19 protein-coding genes are annotated in these 25,225 nt (G+C 55.3%); 17 read left to right on the top strand and 2 right to left on the bottom strand.

Annotation, left to right across the window (positions count from 1 at the left end):
* Window positions 1–149: 149 nt before the first annotated feature.
* Complete coding sequence (ycaO, locus tag ACOTXC_RS12355) at window positions 150–1,910, bottom strand: 30S ribosomal protein S12 methylthiotransferase accessory factor YcaO (protein ID WP_022647625.1); 1,761 nt, start codon at window positions 1,908–1,910, stop codon at window positions 150–152.
* Window positions 1,911–2,037: 127 nt separating this feature from the next.
* On the opposite strand from ycaO, the gene ACOTXC_RS12350 reads away from it, so the two are divergent.
* The 13 genes from ACOTXC_RS12350 (at window position 2,038) to ACOTXC_RS12290 (ending at window position 16,948) form a co-directional block, all read left to right on the top strand.
* Window positions 2,038–2,730 (top strand): DUF421 domain-containing protein, encoded by a 693-nt coding sequence (locus ACOTXC_RS12350; protein WP_023299721.1) that lies wholly within the window; start codon window positions 2,038–2,040, stop codon window positions 2,728–2,730.
* Between the two features lie 162 nt (window positions 2,731–2,892).
* On the top strand, window positions 2,893–3,981 hold the full coding sequence (serC, locus tag ACOTXC_RS12345; RefSeq protein WP_022647627.1) for a 3-phosphoserine/phosphohydroxythreonine transaminase: 1,089 nt from the start codon (window positions 2,893–2,895) through the stop codon (window positions 3,979–3,981).
* A gap of 68 nt (window positions 3,982–4,049) precedes the next feature.
* Window positions 4,050–5,333, top strand: a complete 1,284-nt coding sequence (aroA, locus tag ACOTXC_RS12340) for a 3-phosphoshikimate 1-carboxyvinyltransferase (RefSeq protein WP_032624533.1) — start codon at window positions 4,050–4,052, stop codon at window positions 5,331–5,333.
* Between the two features lie 185 nt (window positions 5,334–5,518).
* The gene (gene cmk, locus ACOTXC_RS12335) at window positions 5,519–6,202 is read left to right on the top strand and encodes a (d)CMP kinase (protein WP_015570968.1); all 684 of its coding nucleotides are present in this window, start codon (window positions 5,519–5,521) and stop codon (window positions 6,200–6,202) included.
* Between the two features lie 111 nt (window positions 6,203–6,313).
* Window positions 6,314–7,987 (top strand): 30S ribosomal protein S1, encoded by a 1,674-nt coding sequence (gene rpsA, locus ACOTXC_RS12330; RefSeq protein ID WP_003858235.1) that lies wholly within the window; start codon window positions 6,314–6,316, stop codon window positions 7,985–7,987.
* A 170-nt stretch (window positions 7,988–8,157) separates the two neighbouring features.
* Window positions 8,158–8,445, top strand: coding sequence for an integration host factor subunit beta (ihfB, locus tag ACOTXC_RS12325; RefSeq protein WP_003858233.1), 288 nt, complete (start codon window positions 8,158–8,160; stop codon window positions 8,443–8,445).
* A gap of 211 nt (window positions 8,446–8,656) precedes the next feature.
* A complete protein-coding gene (locus ACOTXC_RS12320; protein WP_421767715.1) occupies window positions 8,657–10,921 on the top strand; it encodes a ComEC family protein in 2,265 nt (754 codons plus the stop codon).
* A 36-nt stretch (window positions 10,922–10,957) separates the two neighbouring features.
* A complete protein-coding gene (gene msbA, locus ACOTXC_RS12315; protein WP_003858227.1) occupies window positions 10,958–12,706 on the top strand; it encodes a lipid A ABC transporter ATP-binding protein/permease MsbA in 1,749 nt (582 codons plus the stop codon).
* Window positions 12,703–13,680, top strand: coding sequence for a tetraacyldisaccharide 4'-kinase (gene lpxK / locus ACOTXC_RS12310; protein ID WP_421767714.1), 978 nt, complete (start codon window positions 12,703–12,705; stop codon window positions 13,678–13,680). Before msbA ends, lpxK begins: the two co-directional genes overlap by 4 nt.
* Window positions 13,681–13,723: 43 nt before the next feature.
* Complete coding sequence (locus ACOTXC_RS12305; protein ID WP_058646085.1) at window positions 13,724–14,953, top strand: winged helix-turn-helix domain-containing protein; 1,230 nt, start codon at window positions 13,724–13,726, stop codon at window positions 14,951–14,953.
* 45 nt (window positions 14,954–14,998) lie between these two features.
* Window positions 14,999–15,181, top strand: a complete 183-nt coding sequence (gene ycaR, locus ACOTXC_RS12300; RefSeq protein WP_003858220.1) for a protein YcaR — start codon at window positions 14,999–15,001, stop codon at window positions 15,179–15,181.
* Complete coding sequence (kdsB, locus tag ACOTXC_RS12295) at window positions 15,178–15,924, top strand: 3-deoxy-manno-octulosonate cytidylyltransferase (RefSeq protein WP_023299728.1); 747 nt, start codon at window positions 15,178–15,180, stop codon at window positions 15,922–15,924. The genes ycaR and kdsB overlap by 4 nt, the downstream gene beginning before the upstream one ends.
* 130 nt (window positions 15,925–16,054) lie before the next feature.
* Window positions 16,055–16,948, top strand: a complete 894-nt coding sequence (locus ACOTXC_RS12290; protein WP_003858216.1) for a YcbJ family phosphotransferase — start codon at window positions 16,055–16,057, stop codon at window positions 16,946–16,948.
* On the opposite strand, the gene elyC is transcribed toward ACOTXC_RS12290, so the two are convergent.
* Complete coding sequence (gene elyC, locus ACOTXC_RS12285; RefSeq protein WP_421767713.1) at window positions 16,925–17,704, bottom strand: envelope biogenesis factor ElyC; 780 nt, start codon at window positions 17,702–17,704, stop codon at window positions 16,925–16,927. The two genes, ACOTXC_RS12290 and elyC, sit on opposite strands and share 24 nt — an antisense overlap.
* Before the next feature lie 120 nt (window positions 17,705–17,824).
* Between elyC and cmoM the strand changes: the two genes are divergently transcribed.
* Genes cmoM through mukB form a run of 4 tightly spaced genes read left to right on the top strand, consistent with a single transcriptional unit; the run spans window position 17,825 to window position 25,063 of the window.
* Window positions 17,825–18,604, top strand: a complete 780-nt coding sequence (gene cmoM / locus ACOTXC_RS12280; protein WP_006809373.1) for a tRNA uridine 5-oxyacetic acid(34) methyltransferase CmoM — start codon at window positions 17,825–17,827, stop codon at window positions 18,602–18,604.
* Between the two features lie 3 nt (window positions 18,605–18,607).
* A complete protein-coding gene (mukF, locus tag ACOTXC_RS12275) occupies window positions 18,608–19,930 on the top strand; it encodes a chromosome partition protein MukF (protein ID WP_022647635.1) in 1,323 nt (440 codons plus the stop codon).
* Complete coding sequence (gene mukE, locus ACOTXC_RS12270) at window positions 19,911–20,615, top strand: chromosome partition protein MukE (RefSeq protein ID WP_003858208.1); 705 nt, start codon at window positions 19,911–19,913, stop codon at window positions 20,613–20,615. Before mukF ends, mukE begins: the two co-directional genes overlap by 20 nt.
* Window positions 20,615–25,063, top strand: coding sequence for a chromosome partition protein MukB (gene mukB, locus ACOTXC_RS12265; RefSeq protein ID WP_421767712.1), 4,449 nt, complete (start codon window positions 20,615–20,617; stop codon window positions 25,061–25,063). Before mukE ends, mukB begins: the two co-directional genes overlap by 1 nt.
* Window positions 25,064–25,225 lie beyond the last annotated feature (162 nt).

Genomic DNA, 25,225 nt, shown 5'->3' with positions numbered 1-25,225 from the left:
CAGGTAAGCGTTTTTATATTTACCCGTGGTTAACTTAATTATTACAATTAAACGTCATTGCGGAAAAATAAAAAAAAGGGGCAATGAAATTGCCCCGTAATATAGCTCAGGCGATTGAATACGCCTACAGCCATTAATGTTATATGCGCTTATTTTGACCAGTAAGCGGCTTTAGCCTTCTGCAATTTTTCATACGCATTCAGCAGTGACTGATGCGCCGGGAAGGCTTTCAGATCGCTGTCAACCGCTTGCAGGCCATAGAACGGTTCTTCACCGCTCAGCGCAGCGCTGGCAGCTTCAACGGCATCTGCACCGTACATGCGGACGAAGGCGTTCAGATACTGCAATGGCTCGCGGTCGTCTTCCTGAGAAAGCAGGAGCAGCGTTTGCAGGCAACGGTAATAGTTAGTGCGCTCGGCGGAGAAGACGGACTGGTTAAACTCCATCGTCCACTCGGTCCAGGCCAAAGCCTGATCCAGATCGCCGCCCGCCAGCGCCAGCATCGCTTTTAGCTCGCCGATGCGCAGCGTGTACCAGCCGTTATCTTTTCCGGTTGCCAGACCCAGCAGTTCGCGTACGCGGGTGAAATCATCGTGTCCTTCTTCGTCCAGTTGGGCGATCAGGTTCAGATAATCTTCTTTATCCCACTCGCTGCCCGGCAGGGCCAGCAGGGTTTCACGCAGATGCGCGCCCATGCTGTTGTTCGCCAGCCACAGATCTTCTGCCGGATAGATGTCCGACATACCCGGCACAATAATACGGCACGCATAAACGCCGAGGTGTTCATAGTCGGCAATATAGACTTCCTGATCTTCCGCGTTGAAGATCGCCATCAGGGTGGCGAACTCTTCTTCCGTCGTACCGGCAAAGCTCCAGTCCACGAACGGATAGTCTGCGTCCTGTTTGAACATATCCCAGGAGATCAAACCGCTGGAGTCGATGAAGTGCGTTTCGAGGTTGGTGTGCTCGGCGACTTCTTCATCATCAAAGGTTGGCGGGGTGAAGACGTCGAGATCTTTCAGGCTACGACCTTGCAGCAGTTCGGTCACGGTACGCTCCAGCGCCACGCCGAAGTCCGGGTGCGCGCCGAAAGAGGCGAAGCAGGTGCCATTTGCCGGGTTGAACAGTACCACGCAGATAACCGGATATTTGCCGCCCAGAGAGCCGTCATAAGCAAAGATTGGGAAACCTTCCGCTTCCAGTTTGGCGATGGATTCCACCACGCCCGGGTAGCGCGCCAGCACGTCAGCCGGGATCTCCGGCAGGCTGATGGATTCAGCAATAATACGGTTTTTGATGTGACGCTCGAAAACTTCAGACAACCCCTGTACACGCGCTTCGTTACGGGTGTTACCGGCAGACATACCGTTAGACACATACAGATTGCCAACGATGTTCATTGGAATGTAAACGGTCTGCTCGTCAGACTGACGGGTGAACGGCAGGGCGCAGATACCACGATCCTCATTGCCGGATTGCAGGTCGATCAGCATGCTGGCGGTCAGTTCGTTTTCCGGATCGTAGAACGCGCGCAGGCGGGCATCAAGAATGCCTTCCGGCAGTTCGTCGTCTTCGGGTAGCGGGAACCATTTTTCGTTCGGGTAGTGAACGAACGGGCCGTTGGCAATCGTTTCACCCAGCCAGAAGTCGGCGAAGAAATAGTTGGTGGACAGACGCTCAAAATACTCACCCAGCGCAGAGGCCAGTGCCGCTTTTTTGGTCGCGCCTTTGCCGTTGGTGAAGCACAGCGCACAGTCTTTGTCGCGAATATGCACGGACCAGACGTGAGGCACCGGATTCAGCCAGGAGGCTTCTTCGATATTAAAGCCCAGGTCGGTCAGTTTCTGCTGGAAGCGAGCGATGGAATCTTCCAGAGCGGCGTCTTTGCCGGGGATAAACGTTTGAGTCATGGCGTTCACTTTTATCGTACGTAAAGCGCGCAATGATACGGGTTTTGCGTGACGGGTGCTATCTCCGGCGAAAATAAATGGCTGGGCTATGCTTATAAGCAGTAACCTACTGTTAAGGCATAAAAAAATGAAAGCATTTGATCTCCAGCGGATGGCGTTTGATAAAGTCCCACCTGAGTTTTTAGGCGAAGTGGCGTTGCGTAGCCTGTACACCTTTGTACTCGTCTTCCTGTTTCTGAAAATCACCGGACGTCGCGGCGTGCGGCAGATGTCACTGTTTGAAGTGCTGATTATCCTGACGCTGGGTTCGGCGGCAGGGGACGTTGCCTTTTATGACGATGTGCCGATGGTGCCGGTTTTTATCGTCTTCGTGACGCTTGCGCTGCTGTACCGGCTGGTCATGTGGCTGATGTCGAAAAGTGAAAAACTGGAAGATCTGTTCGAAGGAAAACCGGTGGTGATTGTCGAAGATGGTCAACTGGCCTGGGAGAATGTGCAAAGCGCCAATATGACGGAGTTTGAGTTCTTTATGGAGCTACGTATAAGCAGCGTTGAACAACTGGGGCAGGTGCGTCTGGCGATTATGGAAACGAACGGTCAAATCAGCGTTTATTACTATCCTGACGATGAGGTCAAGCCCGGCCTGTGCATACTGCCGGATATGCTTATCGAGCGATACAAAACCGTCCCTGATGCGGGCCAGTATGCCTGCATAAAATGCAGCCACGTGGTGGTCATGCAGGCGGGCGATCATCAATTATGCCCTCGCTGTACAAATCCAGAATGGACGAAGGTTAGCCGGGCTAAACGCATTACCTGACAGCGATATTGTCGGTTTTGCGACAACGGTACGGCAGATTGTTTTGTGTGACGAGGGGCACATTTCTTCGGCCATAAGTTTTAGACATTGCGGCGCGTGTCACTGAATGATAAAACCGATATCCACAGTTATAACTTATGGCTTTTAGCGTGGTGAGGGGAAATGGCTCAAGTCTTTAATTTCAGTTCAGGTCCGGCAATGTTACCGGCAGACGTGCTCAAACAGGCTCAACAGGAGCTGTGTGACTGGAACGGTCTGGGTACGTCGGTGATGGAAGTCAGCCACCGGGGTAAAGCGTTTATTCAGGTGGCGGAAGAGGCAGAAAAGGATTTTCGCGATCTGCTGAACATTCCCTCGAACTACAAAGTATTGTTCTGTCACGGCGGTGGACGCGGTCAGTTTGCGGGTATTCCGCTCAATCTACTGGGCGACAAATCCACCGCTGATTACGTTGATGCCGGCTACTGGGCGGCCAGTGCGGTAAAAGAAGCGCACAAATATTGCACGCCGAACGTTATCGATGCCAAAGTGACCGTTGACGGTATGCGCGCCGTGAAGCCGATGAGTGAGTGGCAGCTTTCTGACAACGCCGCGTATCTTCATTACTGCCCGAACGAAACCATCGACGGTATCGCTATTCACGAAGAGCCAGACTTTGGCGAAAATGTCATTGTGACGGCGGACTTCTCCTCCACCATTCTGTCCACGCCGCTGGACGTCAGCCGCTACGGCGTCATCTACGCGGGTGCCCAGAAAAACATCGGTCCTGCGGGTCTGACTATCGTTATCGTGCGTGAAGACCTGCTGGGGAAAGCCCATAAGTCTTGCCCGTCAATTCTGGATTACACCGTCCTGAACGACAACGATTCCATGTTCAACACTCCACCAACGTTCGCCTGGTACCTCTCCGGCCTGGTCTTCAAATGGCTGAAGCAAAAAGGCGGCGTGGCGCAGATGGACAAGATCAATCAGCAAAAAGCTGAACTGCTGTACGGCGTGATCGACAAGAGCGATTTCTACCGTAACGATGTCGCCAAAACTAACCGTTCGCGCATGAACGTGCCGTTCCAGCTGGCGGACAACAACCTGGATAACGTGTTCCTGGAAGAGTCCTTCGCGGCGGGTCTGCATGCGCTGAAAGGTCACCGTGTGGTAGGCGGTATGCGTGCCTCTATCTATAACGCGATGCCGCTGGAAGGCGTTAAAGCCCTGACTGATTTCATGATCGACTTCGAACGTCGTCACGGTTAATTGGCTGTTTTTCACCCCCGCAGCGTTCCTGCGGGGTTTTTATTATGTTGAGTTGAGAGTTAAGTTTCATGGAATCCCTGACGTTACAACCTATCGCGCGGGTAGATGGCACCATTAATCTGCCTGGTTCAAAAAGTGTCTCGAACCGCGCTCTGCTGCTGGCAGCTCTGGCAAACGGCACCACCGTCCTTTCCAACCTGCTGGACAGCGATGACGTGCGCCATATGCTCAATGCACTGAAAGCGTTGGGCGTTCAGTATGCGCTGTCAGACGATCGTACCCGTTGTGAAGTCACCGGTAACGGCGGCGCATTACATTCCGCTGAAGCGCTGGAGCTTTTCCTGGGTAACGCCGGTACGGCGATGCGTCCTCTGGCCGCTGCGCTGTGTCTTGGGAGCAACGATATTGTGCTGACCGGCGAGCCGCGCATGAAAGAGCGTCCGATCGGCCACCTGGTCGATGCCCTGCGTCAGGGCGGCGCGCAGATTGATTATCTTGAGCAAGAAAATTACCCGCCACTGCGTCTGCGCGGTGGTTTCACTGGCGGTAATGTTGAGGTTGACGGTAGCGTCTCCAGCCAGTTCCTGACGGCACTGCTGATGACCGCACCGCTGGCTCCAAATGATACCGTGATTAGCATTAAAGGCGATCTGGTTTCTAAACCGTACATTGATATCACGCTGCACCTGATGAAAACCTTCGGCGTTGAGGTGGAAAACCAGTCTTATCAGCGCTTCGTGGTGCGCGGGGCACAGCAGTACCAGTCTCCGGGCAACTACCTGGTTGAAGGGGATGCGTCATCCGCGTCCTACTTCCTGGCCGCGGGTGCGATTAAAGGCGGTACGGTAAAAGTGACGGGTATTGGTCGCAACAGCGTGCAGGGCGATATTCGTTTTGCCGACGTGCTGGAAAAAATGGGCGCGGTTGTGACCTGGGGCGATGACTTCATCTCCTGTACGCACGGTGAGCTGAACGCCATCGACATGGACATGAACCATATTCCTGACGCGGCAATGACCATCGCCACCGCTGCGCTGTTTGCGAAAGGCACCACCACGCTGCGTAACATCTATAACTGGCGCGTAAAAGAGACTGACCGCCTGTTCGCAATGGCAACCGAGCTGCGTAAAGTGGGGGCGGTGGTAGAAGAGGGCGAAGACTACATTCGCGTCACGCCGCCGGCAAAACTGCAATTTGCAGAAATTGGCACCTACAACGATCACCGCATGGCGATGTGTTTCTCGCTGGTGGCGCTGTCAGATACGCCAGTCACCATCCTTGACCCGAAGTGCACGGCGAAAACCTTCCCGGACTACTTCGAACAGCTGGCGCGCATTAGCACCCTGGCCTGACGATCGTATGCCGCATCTCCTGATGCGGCATTTCCTTACGCTTTCTGACAGTCATCCTCTTTCATTTCTTCTACACTCTGCTTCAATCATTCCGTAATTTGCACGCAAAGGTAACAGTTGCGCACGTTGGCGCGTATAATGCGCGGCGTTCATGTAAACGGTATGCCTTAATTAAGGAGAAAAAGATGACGGCAATTGCCCCGGTAATCACCATTGATGGGCCAAGTGGCGCAGGGAAAGGTACTCTGTGCAAAGCGATGGCGGAAGCATTGCAATGGCATCTTTTAGATTCGGGAGCAATCTATCGCGTGCTGGCGCTGGCTGCGCTGCATCATCATGTAGATGTTGCGTCTGAAGAAGCGCTGGTACCGCTGGCTGCACATCTGGATGTGCGCTTTGTCTCTACTGATGGCAACCTTGAAGTGATCCTGGAAGGGGAAGATGTCAGCGGTGAAATCCGTACGCAGGAAGTGGCCAATGCGGCCTCTCAGGTGGCGGCTTTCCCACGCGTTCGTGAAGCGCTGTTACGTCGCCAGCGCGGTTTCCGCGAAGCGCCGGGGCTGATCGCCGACGGTCGCGACATGGGAACCGTGGTATTCCCTGATGCGCCAGTGAAAATTTTCCTTGACGCCTCTTCGGAAGAACGTGCTCAACGCCGCATGCTTCAGTTGCAGGAAAAGGGGTTTAGTGTTAACTTTGATCGCCTTTTATCCGAGATAAAAGAGCGCGATGACCGCGATCGTAACCGCGCCGTCGCACCACTTGTTCCCGCGCAAGACGCATTAGTGCTGGATTCAACCAGTTTAACTATTGAGCAAGTGATTGAAAAAGCGCTACAATATGCGCGCCAAAAACTGGCACTCGCGTAATCGCGACCGATTTAGCAGTACCCCCGCTGCAATGGATTGACGGCGGGTATGTGAAACAACCCCATCCGGCACGGAGCCAGGTGGACGTTAATATTAACCTGAAGATTAAACATGACTGAATCTTTTGCTCAACTGTTTGAAGAATCCTTAAAAGAAATCGAAACCCGTCCGGGTTCCATCGTTCGCGGTGTTGTTGTTGCTATCGACAAAGACGTAGTACTGGTTGACGCCGGTCTGAAATCTGAGTCCGCCATCCCGGCTGAGCAGTTCAAAAACGCCCAGGGCGAGCTGGAAATCCAGGTAGGTGACGAAGTTGACGTTGCTCTGGACGCAGTAGAAGACGGCTTCGGCGAAACCCTGCTGTCTCGTGAGAAAGCTAAACGTCACGAAGCATGGATCACGCTGGAAAAAGCTTACGAAGAAGCTGAAACTGTGGTCGGTGTTATCAACGGCAAAGTTAAAGGTGGCTTCACTGTTGAGCTGAATGGTATTCGTGCGTTCCTGCCAGGTTCTCTGGTAGACGTTCGTCCAGTCCGTGACACCCTGCACCTCGAAGGCAAAGAGCTTGAGTTCAAAGTAATCAAGCTGGACCAGAAGCGTAACAACGTTGTTGTTTCCCGTCGTGCCGTTATCGAATCCGAAAACAGCGCAGAACGCGATCAGCTGCTGGAAAACCTGCAGGAAGGCATGGAAGTCAAAGGTATCGTTAAGAACCTCACTGACTACGGCGCATTCGTTGACCTGGGCGGCGTTGATGGCCTGCTGCACATCACCGACATGGCGTGGAAACGCGTTAAGCACCCAAGCGAAATCGTGAACGTGGGCGACGAAATCACTGTTAAAGTGCTGAAGTTCGACCGCGAGCGTACTCGTGTATCCCTCGGCCTGAAACAGCTGGGCGAAGATCCATGGGTAGCTATCGCTAAGCGTTACCCAGAAGGTACTAAACTGACTGGTCGCGTTACCAACCTGACCGACTACGGCTGCTTCGTTGAAATCGAAGAAGGCGTTGAAGGCCTGGTGCACGTTTCCGAAATGGACTGGACCAACAAAAACATCCACCCATCCAAAGTTGTTAACGTTGGTGATGTAGTGGAAGTGATGGTTCTGGATATCGACGAAGAACGTCGTCGTATCTCCCTGGGCCTGAAGCAGTGCAAAAACAACCCATGGCAGCAGTTCGCGGAAACCCACAACAAGGGCGACCGTGTTGAAGGTAAAATCAAGTCTATCACTGACTTCGGTATCTTCATCGGCCTGGACGGCGGCATCGATGGCCTGGTTCACCTGTCTGACATCTCCTGGAACGTTGCAGGCGAAGAAGCAGTTCGTGAATACAAAAAAGGCGACGAAATCGCAGCAGTTGTTCTGCAGGTTGACGCAGAGCGTGAACGTATCTCCCTGGGCGTTAAACAGCTCGCAGAAGATCCGTTCAACAACTGGGTTGCACTGAACAAGAAAGGCGCAATCGTAAACGGTAAAGTGACTGCTGTTGACGCTAAAGGCGCAACCGTAGAACTGGCTGACGGCGTTGAAGGTTACCTGCGCGCTTCCGAAGCTTCACGTGACCGCGTTGAAGATGCAACTCTGGTTCTGAGCGTTGGTGACGACGTTGAAGCTAAGTTCACCGGTGTTGACCGTAAGAACCGTGCAATCAGCCTGTCTGTTCGTGCTAAAGACGAAGCTGATGAGAAAGATGCAATCGCAACTGTGAACAAACAGGAAGATGCAAACTTCTCTAACAACGCAATGGCTGAAGCTTTCAAAGCAGCTAAAGGCGAGTAAGTTCAGGTTCGCACCATCATTTGAGCTGTAACGCATTTACAGCGCGAAGGATGGAGAGCAGACTTGACAGATTGCAGGATTCGTCCTGTAATCAATAACAAAGGGCGGCTACGGCCGCCCTTGTTTAATAAGCTGTTCAGCTAATGGGTTTGAAAGGAACCGGAGGAATCATGACCAAGTCAGAATTGATTGAAAGACTTGCCAGTCAGCAACCGCATATCCCTGCCAAGGCTGTGGAAGATGCCGTTAAAGAGATGCTGGAGCATATGGCTACCACTCTTGCCCAGGGCGAGCGCATTGAAATCCGCGGTTTCGGTAGTTTTTCCCTGCACTATCGTGCACCACGTACCGGGCGTAACCCGAAGACTGGCGATAAAGTGGAGCTGGAAGGAAAGTATGTTCCGCACTTTAAGCCGGGTAAAGAACTGCGCGATCGCGCCAATATTTACGGTAACTGAGTTTAATCATCAGGGTTAAACTGAGTTTAAAGAAAGCACCTTAGGGTGCTTTTTTTGTATCCCGCCCTGCATTTCTGAATACGCGCCGCATTCTCATTTTCTCTTTGCTGTAAACGCTTAAAAACGTTGCAGCGCCCGCTGTAAATCACGCCTTTTCTGTCTGACGACGCATCAGTCCCGCCGCATAATCGCCTGAAACATGGAGGTGAAGATGGGGATCCACGTTATCTGTATGTGCGCCATTCTGGCCATAATCCCGCTCTATTGGTTACCCGTTTTGCCAGATTTGCATATTGTCTGGTTGCTGATTGCCGCAGGAGTTGCGTTATCCGTACAGAAGAGAAAATGGCTCAGGTTTTCAGGACTCGCATTGCTTTTTATGTGCTGGGGGATCCTGGCCGCTCAGGAAAGCGTGTGGCCGATGAACCATTTAACGAAAGCACCGCAGCAGGCCGAGGTGGTCATTACCGCAACGGACGGCGCAACGATGCATCAGGGAAGGATTATCAGCCTCAATGGAGAACGCGTGTGGGCTGCCATGGGCGTGTCACTCTACGGCAACTACCTGCCTCAAAATGTCTGCGTGGGTCAACGCTGGGCAATGACCCTGCGGCTCAGGGCGGTACACGGAGAGCTCAACGATGGCGGCTATGATTCGCAGAAAAACGCCTTTGCCCGACACCAGACGCTGAGCGGACGGTTTACCCATGCGGAGATTGTCGACGCACGCTGTAGCCTGCGTTCGCAATACCTGACATCACTACAGAATACGCTTTCAGCATATCAGTGGGGGCCCGTGATCCTGGGGCTGGGGATGGGGGAGCGGTTGTCGGTCTCGCGGGAGATAAAAAACCTGATGCGTGAGACCGGAACGATGCATCTCATGGCAATCTCGGGATTGCATATTGCGCTGGCCGCTTCTGTCATCTGGTTTCTGGCGCGGGGGATCCAATTTTTCCTGCCGGGCCGCTGGATTATCTGGCAAATCCCCTTGCTGACAGGGCTGATTTTTGCCGCGTTTTACGCATGGCTAACGGGCTTGCAGCCGCCTGCGCTGCGTACGGTTATGGCGCTTGTGGTGCTGGCCGCATTAAAAATGGGCGGTCGTCAGTGGTCGCCCTGGCAGGTATGGCTTACCTGCGTGGCGGCGATCCTGTTTTTCGATCCGCTGGCGGTACTGTCACAAAGCCTGGCGTTATCCGCGTTTGCGGTCGCCGCGCTTATTTTTTGGTATCAGTGGTTGCCTCTCCCGCACTGGCAACGTGGCCGGTGCCTGCGGCCGCTGGTTACGCTGTTGTATTTGCAGGTTGGAATGCTGCTGCTCCTGTTGCCGCTTCAGGTACTGATTTTCCATGGTTTCAGTCTCTCCTCGCTGGTGGCGAATCTGTTTGCTGTTCCTCTGGTAACGTTTATCTCAGTTCCACTGATCCTGCTCGGCATGTTTCTGCATCTGTTTCCGGTGGCGACGCTGGAAAGTATCGTCTGGCTGGCTGCCGATAAGTCTCTGGCAGGACTTTTCTGGCTATTGATGCGTTTACCGAATGGCTGGCAGGACGTGGATGAACGCTGGCAATACCTGACGTTACTGCCGTGGCTGCTGATCATTGGCTGGCGATTCAGGGCCTTCAGCGCAGTACCCGCAGTCTGTCTGGCAGGCAGCGTGGTGATGGCATTTCCCCTCTGGCACAGGATTAAAACTGACAGCTGGTCCCTGCATATGCTGGATGTAGGGCAAGGGCTGGCGATGGTCATTGAGCGTCACGGGAAGGCCATTCTGTATGACACCGGGCTGGCATGGCCCGGTGGGGACAGCGCGCAGCAGCTGATTATCCCCTGGCTACGCTGGCATCATCTGAGGCCGGAAGGGGTGATCCTGAGCCATGAACATCTCGACCACGCGGGGGGACTGGCATCGCTAAAAGCTGCCTGGCCTGCAATGTGGATCAGAAGCCCCTTAGCCTGGGCCGGACATCTTCCATGCTTTCGTGGACAGCGATGGCAGTGGCATGGGTTAACGTTCTCTGTGCATTGGCCACCCGAAAACACCCCGGCGAAAGGTAACAACCGCTCCTGTGTGGTAAAAATCGATGACGGCGAACAGAGCGTTTTACTGACCGGAGATATTGAAGCGCAGGCAGAACTGGCAATGTTGAGCCACCGCTGGCGTCAACTTGCGGCTACACTGATTCAGGTGCCGCACCATGGGAGTAACACGTCATCTTCAACACCGCTGCTACAGCGCGTGGAGGGGCAGGTTTCGCTGGCCTCGATGGCCCGCTATAACGCGTGGCGTTTCCCTTCCATCAAAGTAGTCAGGCGCTATCGAACTGAGGGATATCTCTGGCTTGATACCCCGCAGTCCGGACAGATAACTGTGACGTTTTCGCACCAAAGTCGGCAAATTCGCCGCTTACGTGAACACTATTTACCGCGTTGGTATCATCAGTGGTTTGGCGCGCCCGTAGATAACGGGTAGAATATGCGGCTATTTCAACAAATGCTGGTTTTTTGAATGCATAACGACAAAGATCTCTCCACGTGGCAAACGTTCCGCCGGCTCTGGCCGATGATTGCACCTTTCAAAGCAGGCTTGATCGTGGCGGGCGTAGCGTTAATCCTCAACGCAGCCAGCGATACGTTTATGTTATCGCTTCTCAAACCGTTACTGGATGACGGTTTTGGTAAAACGGATCGTTCAGTGCTGCTATGGATGCCGCTGGTGGTTATTGGGCTGATGATCTTACGCGGAATCTCCAGCTATGTATCCAGCTACTGCATCTCCTGGGTATCCGGTAAAGTGGTGATGACCATGCGCCGTCGGTTATTCAGCCACATGATGGGGATGCCAGTCTCATTCTTTGACAAACAGTCAACCGGTACCCTGCTGTCGCGTATTACCTACGATTCAGAGCAGGTGGCGTCGTCCTCTTCCAGCGCACTGATTACCGTTGTGCGTGAAGGCGCATCCATCATCGGTCTTTTTGCGATGATGTTCTATTACAGCTGGCAACTGTCGCTGATCCTTATTGTGCTGGCGCCGATTGTCTCCATCGCGATCCGCGTGGTATCAAAGCGTTTTCGTAACATCAGTAAAAATATGCAGAATACGATGGGGCAGGTGACTACCAGCGCCGAGCAGATGCTGAAAGGCCATAAGGAAGTGTTGATCTTCGGCGGTCAGGAAGTCGAAACCAAACGCTTTGACAAGGTCAGCAACAGAATGCGCCTGCAAGGGATGAAAATGGTATCGGCCTCGTCGATTTCCGATCCGATCATTCAGCTGATTGCCTCTTTGGCCCTGGCCTTCGTCCTGTATGCAGCAAGCTTCCCGAGCGTCATGGAAACCCTGACTGCGGGTACCATTACCGTGGTGTTCTCATCCATGATTGCGCTGATGCGTCCGCTGAAATCGCTGACTAACGTCAACGCCCAGTTCCAGCGCGGGATGGCAGCCTGTCAGACGCTGTTCAGCATCCTCGATTCCGAACAGGAAAAAGATGAAGGTACACGCGTGATCGAGCGCGCTAAAGGTGACCTGGAATTCCGCAACGTGACCTTTACCTATCCAGGCCGTGAAGTGCCGGCGCTGCGTGATATCAGCCTGTCCATCCCGGCGGGTAAAACCGTTGCACTGGTCGGTCGTTCCGGTTCGGGCAAGTCGACTATTGCCAGCCTGATTACCCGTTTCTACGATATCGACCAGGGCGAAATCCTGCTTGATGGTCACGACCTGCGGGAATATACCCTACAGTCGTTGCGTAACCAGGTCGCGCTGGTTTCGCAGAACGTGCATCTGTTCAACGATACGGTGGCAAACAACATTGCGTATGCCCGTACCGAAGAGTACAGCCGTGAAGAGATCGAGAATGCGGCGCGTATGGCCTATGCGATGGACTTCATTAACAAAATGGATAACGGTCTGGATACGATCATTGGCGAAAACGGGGTGCTGCTCTCCGGTGGTCAGCGTCAACGTATCGCGATTGCCCGAGCGCTGCTGCGCAACAGCCCGATTCTGATCCTCGATGAAGCAACGTCCGCACTGGATACGGAATCTGAACGCGCTATCCAGTCGGCTCTGGATGAATTACAGAAAAACCGTACCTCGCTGGTTATCGCGCACCGTCTGTCGACCATCGAACAGGCTGACGAAATCGTGGTGGTGGAAGACGGCGTTATCGTTGAACGCGGCAGCCATGCGGACCTGCTGGAACAACGTGGTGTATACGCGCAGCTTCATAAAATGCAGTTCGGTCAATGATTGCACGCATCTGGTCGGGTGAATCCCCTCTGTGGGTGCTGCTTCTCCCGCTCTCCTGGCTGTATGGCCTGGTGAGCGGTGCTATTCGTCTGCTTTATCGCCTCGGGATCAAGCGCGCCTGGCGCGCACCGGTACCGGTCGTGGTGGTCGGCAACCTGACGGCGGGTGGAAACGGCAAAACGCCGGTGGTGATCTGGCTGGTAGAACAGCTCCAGAAGCGCGGTATCCGCCCGGGAGTTGTTTCACGCGGTTACGGTGGTAAAGCGGCGCAGTATCCACTGGTGCTGAGCCCAGCTACGACAACCGCTGAAGCCGGTGATGAGCCGGTACTGATTTACCAACGTACTGGCGCGCCGGTTGCGGTATCGCCGATGCGCAGTGATGCCGTAAAGGCACTGCTTGCAGAGCATGGCGTACAAATCATAATTACCGATGATGGTTTGCAGCATTACGCGCTGGCGCGTGACAAAGAGATCGTGGTTATTGACGGCGTGCGGCGTTTTGGCAACGGCTGGTGGCTTCCAGCCGGTCCAATGCGTGAGCGTGCGTCGCGCCTGAAGAGCGTCGATGCCGTGATTGTAAACGGTGGTGAAGCCAGAGCGGGTGAGATCCCGATGCATCTTCGTCCCGGAAAGGCAGTGAATATGCTGACCGGCGAGCGTAAAGACGTCGCGTTACTGGATCATCTGATTGCGATGGCCGGGATTGGTCATCCGCCGCGTTTCTTCGCGACGCTGGAGCAGTGCGGCGCGCGGCTGGAGAAACGGGTACCGCTGGCCGATCACCAGGCGCTGGTTGCCGAAGAGATTGAGAGGCTGGCCGCAACGGGCCAGACGCTGATCATGACGGAAAAAGACGCGGTAAAATGCCGGGCCTTTGCGAAAGAAAACTGGTGGTATCTGCCGGTTGATGCTGAACTCAGCGGCGAACAGCCGGAACATTTGCTCAAGGAACTGCTCGCGTTAGTGCAGTAACTTCTACGCGGTTCCGGTGGCGCTTTGACTGACAGGAAAACGCATGTCTCTACCGCAACTCTCACTTGCAGCCGCACGAAACCTGCATCTTGCCGCCCAGGGGCTTCTGAAAAAGCCCCGCCGCCGCGCGCAGCCAGCGGATATCCTCTCTACCGTGCAACGCATGTCGTTGCTGCAAATCGACACCATTAACATCGTGGCGCGTAGCCCGTATCTGGTCCTGTTTAGCCGCCTGGGAAACTATCCTCCGCAGTGGCTGGATAATGCGCTAAGTCAGGGCGAACTGATGGAATACTGGGCGCATGAAGCCTGTTTTCTCCCGCGCAGCGATTTTGCACTGGTGCGTCACCGAATGCTCGCCCCGGACAAAATGGGCTGGAAATACCGCCAGGAGTGGATGGCGGAACACGCGGATGAAATAGAACAACTGATTGCCCATATTCAGGAAAACGGTCCGGTACGCTCTGCGGATTTTGAACACCCGCGAAAAGGCGCAAGCGGATGGTGGGAGTGGAAACCGCACAAACGCCATCTTGAAGGGCTGTTTACGTCGGGCAAAGTGATGGTGGTCGAGCGCCGCAACTTTCAGCGCGTCTATGACCTCACGCACCGCGTTATGCCTCACTGGGACGATACGCGTGACCTGCTGTCTCAGGACGCAGCCGAAGCCATCATGCTCGGGAACAGCGCCCGCAGCCTGGGCATATTCCGCCCACAGTGGCTGGCGGATTATTATCGCCTGCGTCAGCCGCAGCTAAAACCGCTGCTGGAAACGTGGCAGCGTGAACAGCGCGTGATGCCGGTCTCGGTTGAGTCGTTAGGTGAAATGTGGCTGCATGCGGATTTGTTCCCTCTGCTGGCGCAGGCGCAAGAGGGCAAACTCCAGGCGACCCACAGTGCCGTACTCTCGCCGTTCGACCCCGTTGTCTGGGATAGAAAGCGGGCCGAACAGCTGTTTGATTTCAGCTACCGTCTGGAATGCTACACCCCGGCGCAAAAACGTCAGTACGGTTATTTTGTTTTGCCGTTGCTTCATAAAGGGCAGCTTGTCGGGCGCATGGACGCTAAAATGCACCGTAAAACCGGCACGCTTGAAATTATCGCGCTCTGGCTGGAAGAGGGCATAAAAGTCACGGCTGGCCTGGAAAAAGGGCTAACGTCTGCGCTCAGTGAATTTGCGCGCTGGCAGGGGGCGTATGAAATTGTACTCGGTCGCGTGCCTGCGGGGCTGTTTACGACCTGTCGAGGTGGCTGGGAAACAGGCACTCCCTGAAAAAAGAATGTGGTAAGCTTTAGCAATTACCCATACGGAGGAACTATGGATCACCGTTTACTTGAAATTATTGCCTGCCCGGTGTGCAACGGCAAACTATATTACAGCCAGGATAAACAAGAGCTGATTTGCAAACTGGACAGCCTAGCGTTCCCGCTGCGTGACGGTATTCCGGTCCTGCTGGAAAATGAAGCCCGTTCCCTGGTGGCAGAAGAGATCAAACCATGAGTTTTGTTGTCATTATCCCTGCGCGTTATGCTTCAACGCGCCTGCCAGGTAAACCGCTGGTGGATATCAACGGTAAACCGATGATTGTGCATGTCCTTGAACGGGCACGCGAATCGGGCGCCGGACGCGTCATCGTCGCCACCGATCACCCGGATGTCGCGCGAGCGGTTGAGGCCGCGGGTGGGGAAGTGTGCATGACCCGTGCCGACCACCAGTCAGGCACCGAGCGCCTGGCGGAAGTCGTCGAAAAATGCGGTTTCAGTGACGAGACGGTGATTGTGAACGTGCAGGGCGATGAGCCGATGATCCCGGCGGCTATTATCCGTCAGGTGGCCGACAACCTGGCCCAGCGTAAGGTTGGCATGGCGACCCTTGCGGTGCCGATTCACCACGCTGAAGAGGCGTTCAATCCGAATGCGGTGAAAGTGGTCATGGACGCAGAGGGCTACGCGCTCTATTTCTCCCGCGCCACCATTCCGTGGGATCGCGATCGTTTCGCGCAATCGAAAGAGACGATCGGCGAAACCTTCCTGCGCCACATCGGTATTTACGGCTACCGCGCCGGCTTTATTCGTCGCTATGTCGCCTGGGCACCAAGCCCGCTTGAGCATATCGAAATGCTCGAACAGCTTCGCGTGCTGTGGTACGGCGAGAAAATTCACGTTGCGGTTGCCCAGGAAGTCCCTGGCACCGGCGTGGATACGCCTGAAGATCTCGATCGCGTACGCGTCGAATTGCGTTAATTCGCTGCCATCCCCTCGTTCTGGGGGGATGTTCTCTTCCTTTTCTTTTTCATTATTGATCTCGACCGGGTGACATCCGGGGTTCGCGCGCTCATTATAAAAGCAGTAGTCTTAATGGGGGTAATCTCATATGGAACAGCTGCGTGCTGAACTCAGCCATCTCCTTGGCGAAAAGCTAAGCCGGGTGGAATGCGTGAATGAAAAGGCCGATACCGCACTCTGGTCGTTGTACGACAGTCAGGGAAACCCCATGCCGCTGATGGCCAGAAGTTTTACCTCGCCGGGCGTCGCCAGACAGCTGGCCTGGAAAATGTCGATGCTGGCGCGGGAAGGGACTGTCCGTATGCCGACGGTCTACGGCGTGATGACCCATGAGGAGCATCCCGGCCCGGATGTTCTGCTTATTGAACGTTTACGCGGGGTTTCTGTTGAAGCTCCGACGCGTACACCGGAGCGCTGGGAACAGCTGAAAGATCAGATTGTCGAGGCCCTGCTAGCCTGGCATCGGCAGGACAGCCGGGGTCTTGTTGGCGCGGTAGACAGCACTCAGGAAAACCTGTGGCCGCTATGGTATCGCCAGCGTGTCGAAGTGCTCTGGGGCACGCTGAACCAGTTCAACAACACCGGTTTAACGATGCAGGACAAACGTATTCTGTTCCGCACCCGGGAATGTCTTCCGACGCTGTTTGAGGGTTTTAACGACAACTGCGTGCTGGTTCACGGCAACTTCACGCTGCGCAGTATGCTTAAAGACTCGCGCAGCGATCAGCTTCTGGCAATGGTCGGGCCGGGGATCATGCTCTGGGCGCCGCGCGAGTACGAACTGTTCAGGCTGAGCGAGGGCGGGGCGGCGGAAGATTTGCTCTGGCACTATCTTCAGCGCGCCCCCGTTGCGGAGGCCTTTCTCTGGCGACGCTGGCTCTATCTTCTCTGGGATGAGGTGGCGCAACTGGTCAACACCGGGCGCTTTAATCGAGCCAGTTTCGATCTGGCCGCAAAATCACTCCTGCCCTGGCTTGCCTGACGAACCCTTAAGCCACTGCCACAGGCGGCCAAGCGTCTCGTAACCGACGCGGTCGCTGTGCATCAGCCATACCGGGGACGGGATTATCCGTTCCCACGGGTTGAGCGGGGCGTCAATGGCCAGCTGGTTTGCCGGAGCAGGAAGCGGATGCAGGCCCTGATTCTCAAAGAAAATCATTGCGCGCGGCAGGTGTGAAGCAGAGGTCACCAGCAGGAACGGCACATCACCGATGGCTTGTTTCACCGCAGCAGCTTCTTCTTCGGTATCTTTTGGGCTATCCAGCGTGATGATGGCGGAACGTGGTACGCCAAGCGATTCAGCCACTCTTGCCCCTGCTTCAGCGGTACTTACCGGGTTGGTTTTTGCCGCAGCGCCCGTGAAGATCATCTTCGATCCCGGATTGGCCAGCCACAGGCGGATCCCCTCGTTCAGACGCGGCAGACTGTTGTTGATCAGGTTCGAGCTGGGCGCCCAGTTCGGATCCCAGGTATACCCGCCGCCCAGCACCACGATATAGCTCACCTTCTGTTTTCCCTGCCATGTAGGGTAGGTGTTTTCAATCGGGCGTAACAAACCGTCAGCGACCGGTTGCAGGCTGAGTAACAGCAGCGCTAGCCAGCCCACGGTGACGAGGGATTTACCGCTTTTCTGAAAGCGGCTAAACCATATCAATGCCAGCCCCAGCGCGATGAGAAGCAACAGCAGGGGAAGGGGAAGCATCATGCCTCCGATATATTTTTTTAGGGTAAAAAGCATCCTTTTTGGTTCCTTTTTTAACCATACAGCAGGCGATTGTCGGTGATATTACACCAGAGTGGTTCATTCTCCGCGCGGGTGTGACAAAATAGCGGTTTTGCAGTGAGTGGAACCCTCCCAATGCGGGATCGCAATTTTGATGACATCGCGGAAAAGTTTTCGCGCAACATTTATGGCACCACCAAAGGTCAGCTTCGTCAGACGATCCTCTGGCAGGATCTGGACAAGCTGCTGGCTGAATTCGGTGACCGACCGTTGCGCGTGCTGGATGCCGGCGGTGGGGAAGGGCAGACTGCAATTCTGATGGCGCAGCGGGGACATCACGTCACGCTTTGCGATCTTTCTGCCGAGATGGTTGCGCGCGCCGGGCGAGCGGCAGAAGAGAAAGGTGTGAGCGACAACATGCATTTTATACATTGCGCCGCTCAGGACATTCCGCAGCATTTGGAAACGCAGGTTGATCTGATATTGTTTCATGCTGTGCTCGAATGGGTCGCCGAACCACAAGCGATGTTAAAAACGCTGTGGTCGATGTTGCGCCCGGGCGGTGCGTTATCGCTGATGTTTTACAATGCCAACGGCCTGCTGATGCGAAACGTGCTGGTCGGCAATTTTGGCTATGTACAGCAGGGCATGTATAAAAAGAAACGACGCACGCTTTCACCGGATTTCCCCCGTGAACCGCAGCAGGTCTATGGCTGGCTGGAGGAGATCGGTTGGGAAATTACCGGCAAAACCGGCGTGAGGGTGTTTCATGATTATCTGCGTGATAAACAAAAACAGGATGACTGTTTAGACGCCTTAACAGAAATAGAGACGCGGTACTGCCGCCAGGAGCCTTATCTGAGCCTTGGCCGCTATATCCACGTCACCGCGCGCAAGCCGCAGATGCAAGGATAATCTATGAGTGAATTTTCCCAGACAGTCCCCGAACTGGTTGCCTGGGCCAGGAAAAACGATTTCTCCATCTCGCTGCCGGTAGACAGACTCTCATTCCTGCTGGCGGTTGCGACGCTAAACGGCGAACGCCTGGATGGCGAAATGAGTGAAGGCGAACTGGTGGATGCGTTCCGCCACGTCAGTGATGCGTTTGAGCAAACCAGCGAAACCATTAGCGTGCGTGCCAACAACGCAATCAATGATATGGTGCGTCAACGTCTGCTGAACCGCTTTACCAGCGAGCAGGCGGAAGGAAACGCCATCTATCGTCTTACGCCACTGGGCATTGGCATTACCGACTATTACATCCGCCAGCGCGAATTTTCCACGCTGCGTCTCTCCATGCAGCTCTCCATTGTTGCAGGCGAGCTGAAGCGTGCCGCCGACGCGGCTGATGAAAACGGTGACGAATTCCACTGGCATCGCAACGTTTACGCGCCGCTAAAATACTCGGTCGCCGAGATTTTCGACAGTATCGATCTGACTCAACGTCTGATGGACGAACAGCAGCAGCAGGTCAAAGACGATATCGCTCAACTGCTGAATAAAGACTGGCGTGCGGCCATCTCCAGCTGTGAACTTTTGCTGTCAGAAACGTCCGGTACGCTACGTGAGTTGCAGGATACGCTGGAGGCGGCTGGGGATAAGCTACAGGCCAACCTGCTGCGCATCCAGGACGCGACGATGGCGCACGACGATCTGCATTTTATCGACCGTCTGGTGTTTGATTTGCAGAGTAAGCTTGACCGCATTATCAGTTGGGGCCAGCAGTCGATCGACCTGTGGATCGGTTACGACCGCCACGTGCATAAATTTATCCGTACCGCCATCGATATGGATAAGAACCGCGTCTTTGCTCAGCGTCTGCGCCAGTCGGTACAGACCTACTTTGATGCGCCGTGGGCGCTGACCTACGCCAACGCCGATCGTCTTCTGGATATGCGCGACGAAGAGATGGCGCTGCGTGATGAAGAGGTTACCGGGGAACTGCCGCCGGATCTGGAATACGAAGAATTTAACGAAATTCGCGAGCAGCTTGCGGCGATGATCGAAGAACAGCTCGCTGTCTATAAAGCCAGACAAGCACCGCTGGATCTTGGCCTCGTGGTACGCGACTATCTGGCGCAGTATCCGCGAGCGCGCCACTTCGATGTAGCCCGCATTGTTGTAGACCAGGCGGTGCGCCTGGGCATCGCACAAGCCGATTTCACCGGACTGCCGCCGAAGTGGCAGCCGATTAACGATTACGGAGCCAAGGTACAGGCGCATGTCATTGACAAATATTGAACAAGTGATGCCAGTTAAGCTGGCACAGGCGCTGGCGAATCCGTTGTTTCCGGCGCTGGACAGCCAGCTGCGTGCCGGTCGTCACATTGGCCTTGACGAGCTGGATAATCACGCCTTTTTGATGGACTTTCAGGAGTATCTGGAAGAGTTTTACGCTCGCTATAACGTTGAGCTGATCCGCGCGCCGGAAGGGTTTTTCTACCTGCGTCCGCGCTCTACTACGCTTATTCCGCGCTCGGTGCTTTCCGAACTGGATATGATGGTCGGCAAAATTCTCTGTTACCTCTACCTCAGCCCGGAACGTCTGGCGAATGAAGGGATCTTCACCCAGCAGGAGCTTTACGATGAGCTGCTGTCGCTGGCGGATGAAAGCAAGCTGCTCAAGCTGGTAAATAACCGCTCGACGGGGTCCGATCTGGACCGTCAGAAATTACAGGAAAAAGTTCGCTCTTCCCTGAACCGTCTGCGCCGTCTGGGAATGGTCTGGTTCATGGGTCACGACAGCAGCAAGTTCCGCATTACCGAATCGGTCTTCCGCTTTGGTGCCGATGTGCGTGCGGGTGACGATGCGCGTGAAGCACAGCTGCGCATGATCCGTGACGGTGAAGCGATGCCGGTGGAAAACCATTTGCAGCTCAATGACGAGCACGAAGAGAATCAGCCGGATAGCGGGGAGGAAGAGTAATGATTGAACGCGGTAAATTTCGCTCACTAACGCTGATTAACTGGAACGGCTTCTTTGCCCGAACCTTCGATCTGGATGAGCTGGTGACAACGCTCTCCGGCGGTAACGGGGCAGGTAAATCCACCACCATGGCGGCCTTCGTGACGGCGCTGATCCCTGACCTGACCCTGCTGCACTTCCGTAACACCACTGAAGCGGGTGCAACGAGCGGCTCCCGAGATAAAGGGCTGCACGGTAAGCTGAAAGCGGGCGTCTGTTATTCGGTGCTGGACGTGATCAACTCCCGTCATCAGCGCGTGGTTGTAGGCGTGCGCCTGCAGCAGGTTGCCGGCCGCGACCGTAAAGTAGATATCAAACCGTTTGCGATCCAGGGGCTGCCAACCTCCGTGCAGCCGACCGCGCTGCTGACGGAAACCCTGAATGAACGACAGGCGCGCGTTCTGACGCTCCAGGAGCTGAAAGACAAGCTGGAAGCCATCGAAGGCGTGCAGTTTAAGCAGTTTAACTCCATTACCGACTACCACTCTCTGATGTTCGATCTCGGCGTGGTGGCCCGTCGTCTGCGCAGCGCGTCAGATCGTAGTAAATACTACCGTCTGATTGAAGCCTCCCTGTACGGCGGTATCTCAAGCGCCATTACCCGCTCCCTGCGCGACTACCTGCTGCCGGAAAACAGCGGCGTGCGTAAGGCCTTCCAGGATATGGAAGCCGCGCTGCGTGAAAACCGCATGACGCTGGAAGCGATTCGCGTTACGCAATCTGACCGCGATCTGTTTAAGCACCTGATCAGCGAAGCCACCAACTACGTGGCGGCAGACTATATGCGTCACGCCAACGAGCGCCGTATTCATCTCGATCAGGCGCTGGAATACCGCCGCGAGCTGTTTACCTCCCGCAAACAGCTGGTCGCCGAGCAGTATAAGCATGTCGAAATGGCGCGCGAACTGGGCGAGCACAACGGTGCCGAAGGGGATCTGGAAGCCGATTACCAGGCGGCCAGCGATCATCTGAACCTGGTGCAAACCGCGCTGCGTCAGCAGGAAAAAATCGAGCGTTATGAAGCCGATCTCGATGAGCTGCAAATTCGTCTTGAAGAGCAAAATGAAGTGGTGGCAGAAGCCGCCGATTTGCAGGAAGAGAACGAAGCCCGCGCGGAAGCCGCCGAGCTGGAAGTGGATGAGCTGAAAAGCCAGCTCGCAGACTACCAGCAGGCGCTGGACGTGCAGCAGACCCGCGCGATCCAATACAACCAGGCGCTGCAGGCGTTGCAGCGTGCCAAAGAGCTGTGCCACCTGCCGGACCTGACCCCTGAAAGCGCTGACGAATGGCTGGATACCTTCCAGGCCAAAGAGCAGGAAGCCACTGAGAAACTGCTTTCTCTCGATCAGAAAATGAGCGTGGCGCAAACGGCACACAGCCAGTTTGAGCAGGCGTACCAGCTGGTGGTGGCGATCAACGGTCCGCTGGCGCGTAACGAAGCATGGGACGTTGCCCGTGAGCTACTGCGCGACGGCGTTAATCAGCGCCATCTGGCCGAGCAGGTGCAGCCGCTGCGCATGCGCCTGAACGAGCTGGAACAGCGTCTGCGTGAACAGCAGGAAGCTGAGCGTCTGCTGGCGGAATTCTGCAAACGTCAGGGTAAAAATTACGATTTCGACGAGCTTGAGGCTCTGCATCAGGAGCTGGAAGCGCGTATTGCGGCCCTGTCCGATACCGTATCGAACGCCAGCGAACAGCGCATGACGCTGCGTCAGGAGCTGGAACAGCTTCAGTCCCGTTCGAAGACGCTCTTACAGCGTGCGCCGATCTGGCTGGCCGCACAAAGCAGCCTGAACCAGCTCAGCGAGCAGTGTGGTCAGGAGTTTGCCTCCAGCCAGGACGTCACCGAATACATGCAACAGCTGCTGGAGCGCGAACGCGAAGCGATTGTTGAGCGTGACGAAGTGGGCGCGCGTAAGCGTGACGTCGATGAAGAAATCGAGCGTTTAAGCCAGCCAGGCGGCTCAGAAGATCCGCGCCTGAATGCGTTAGCCGAGCGTTTCGGCGGCGTGCTGCTGTCTGAAATTTACGACGACGTCGGCCTGGACGATGCGCCGTACTTCTCCGCGCTGTACGGTCCGTCCCGTAACGCGATTGTAGTGCCGGATCTGTCGCTGATTTCTGACCAGCTTGCAGGGCTGGAAGACTGCCCGGAAGATCTCTACCTCATCGAAGGGGATCCGCAGTCGTTTGATGACAGCGTATTCAGCGTCGACGAGCTGGAAAAAGCGGTGGTGGTGAAAATCGCCGATCGCCAGTGGCGCTATTCGCGCTTCCCGGAACTGCCGCTGTTTGGCCGCGCCGCGCGTGAAAACCGTATTGAAAGCCTGCACGCCGAGCGTGAAACGCTTTCAGAGCGTTTTGCGACCCTGTCGTTTGACGTGCAGAAAACCCAGCGTCTGCATCAGGCGTTCAGCCGCTTTATCGGCAGCCATCTGGGCGTTGCCTTCCAGCCCGATCCGGAAGCCGAAATTCGTAAGCTCAACACCCGCCGCGGTGAGCTGGAGCGTGCGCTTGCCAGCCATGAAAATGACAACCAGCAAAGCCGCGTGCAGTTTGAGCAGGCGAAAGAAGGCGTTGCGGCCCTTAACCGCATCCTGCCGCGCCTGAACCTGCTGGCGGACGATACGCTCACCGACCGCGTGGATGAGATTCAGGAACGTCTGGACGAAGCGCAGGAAGCGGCGCGCTTTGTGCAGCAACACGGCAATCAGCTGGCAAAACTGGAGCCGATGGTTTCCGTTCTCCAGAGCGACCCGGAACAGTTTGAGCAGTTAAAAGAAGATTACGCCTGGTCACAGCAGGTGCAGCGCGAAGCGCGTCAGCAGGCGTTTGCCCTCACGGAAGTGGTGCAACGTCGCGCACACTTCGGCTACTCCGATTCAGCAGAAATGCTGAGCGGGAACAGCGATCTGAATGAAAAGCTGCGCCAGCGTCTTGAGCAGGCCGAAGCGGAACGAACGCGCGCCCGTGAAGCGATGCGTACTCACGCTGCACAGCTGAGCCAGTACAGCCAGGTCATGGCATCGCTGAAAAGCTCCTTCGACACCAAGAAAGAGCTGTTAAATGACCTGCATAAAGAGTTGCAGGACATTGGCGTGCGCGCCGACAGCGGCGCAGAAGAGCGGGCGCGTATTCGCCGTGATGAGCTGCATGCTCAGCTCAGCAACAACCGTGCGCGTCGTAATCAGCTCGAAAAAGCGCTGACCTTCTGTGAAGCGGAGATGGACAACCTGACGCGTCGTCTGCGCAAGCTGGAGCGCGACTATTTTGAGATGCGTGAACAGGTTGTGACCGCGAAGGCGGGCTGGTGCGCGGTGATGCGCATGGTGAAGGACAACAACGTGGAGCGTCGTCTGCACCGTCGCGAGCTGGCGTACCTGTCAGCCGATGAACTGCGCTCTATGTCGGATAAGGCGCTGGGTGCGCTGCGTCTGGCCGTGGCGGACAATGAACACCTGCGCGACGTGCTGCGCATGTCCGAAGATCCGAAGCGTCCTGAGCGCAAAATTCAGTTCTTCGTGGCGGTTTATCAGCACTTACGCGAGCGTATTCGTCAGGACATCATCCGTACCGACGATCCGGTTGAAGCGATCGAACAGATGGAGATCGAGCTGGGCCGTCTGACGGAGGAGCTGACCTCCCGCGAGCAGAAGCTGGCAATCAGCTCCCGCAGCGTGGCGAATATTATTCGTAAAACCATTCAGCGCGAGCAGAACCGTATCCGTCAGCTGAACCAGGGCCTGCAAAGCGTGTCGTTTGGCCAGGTCAACAGCGTGCGGCTGAACGTGAACGTGCGTGAGGCACACTCCACGCTGCTGGACGTGTTGTCTGAACAGCATGAGCAGCATCAGGATCTGTTCAACAGTAACCGCCTGACCTTCTCCGAAGCGCTGGCGAAGCTGTATCAGCGTCTGAATCCGCAGATTGACATGGGCCAGCGTACGCCGCAAACCATCGGCGAGGAGTTGCTGGACTACCGCAACTATCTGGAAATGGAAGTTGAGGTTAACCGTGGCTCAGACGGCTGGCTGCGCGCGGAATCCGGTGCGCTCTCTACCGGTGAAGCCATCGGTACCGGTATGTCGATTCTGGTGATGGTGGTGCAGAGCTGGGAAGATGAAGCGCGTCGTCTGCGCGGCAAGGACATCTCTCCATGCCGTCTGCTATTCCTCGATGAAGCCGCGCGTCTCGACGCCCGCTCCATCGCCACGCTGTTTGAGCTTTGCGAGCGACTCGATATGCAGCTCATCATCGCGGCGCCGGAAAACATCAGTCCGGAAAAAGGGACAACCTATAAGCTGGTGCGTAAAGTGTTCCAGAACAGTGAACATGTACACGTCGTAGGTCTGCGTGGCTTTGCGCCGCAGCCTCCGGAGTCTTTACCGGGCACGGCTGACGCCTCTTAACCCCGGGTATGATAAAAGGCGGCGCTCAGGCGTCGCTTTTTTTATTCACTTAACTTGTGTTCAGGGCTGCGTTATCTTTAAACTTCTTTACATAAGGTAAGGCAGCAGCGTGTATGCCTTTCTATACTGAAGGAAAGCTCCATAATACTGGGCATGTCGTGA

It is taken from the genome of Enterobacter cloacae complex sp. IR5428 (assembly GCF_049238585.1).
Classification (GTDB): domain Bacteria; phylum Pseudomonadota; class Gammaproteobacteria; order Enterobacterales; family Enterobacteriaceae; genus Enterobacter; species Enterobacter intestinihominis.
This window is presented reverse-complemented; position numbering and strand designations above follow the sequence as displayed.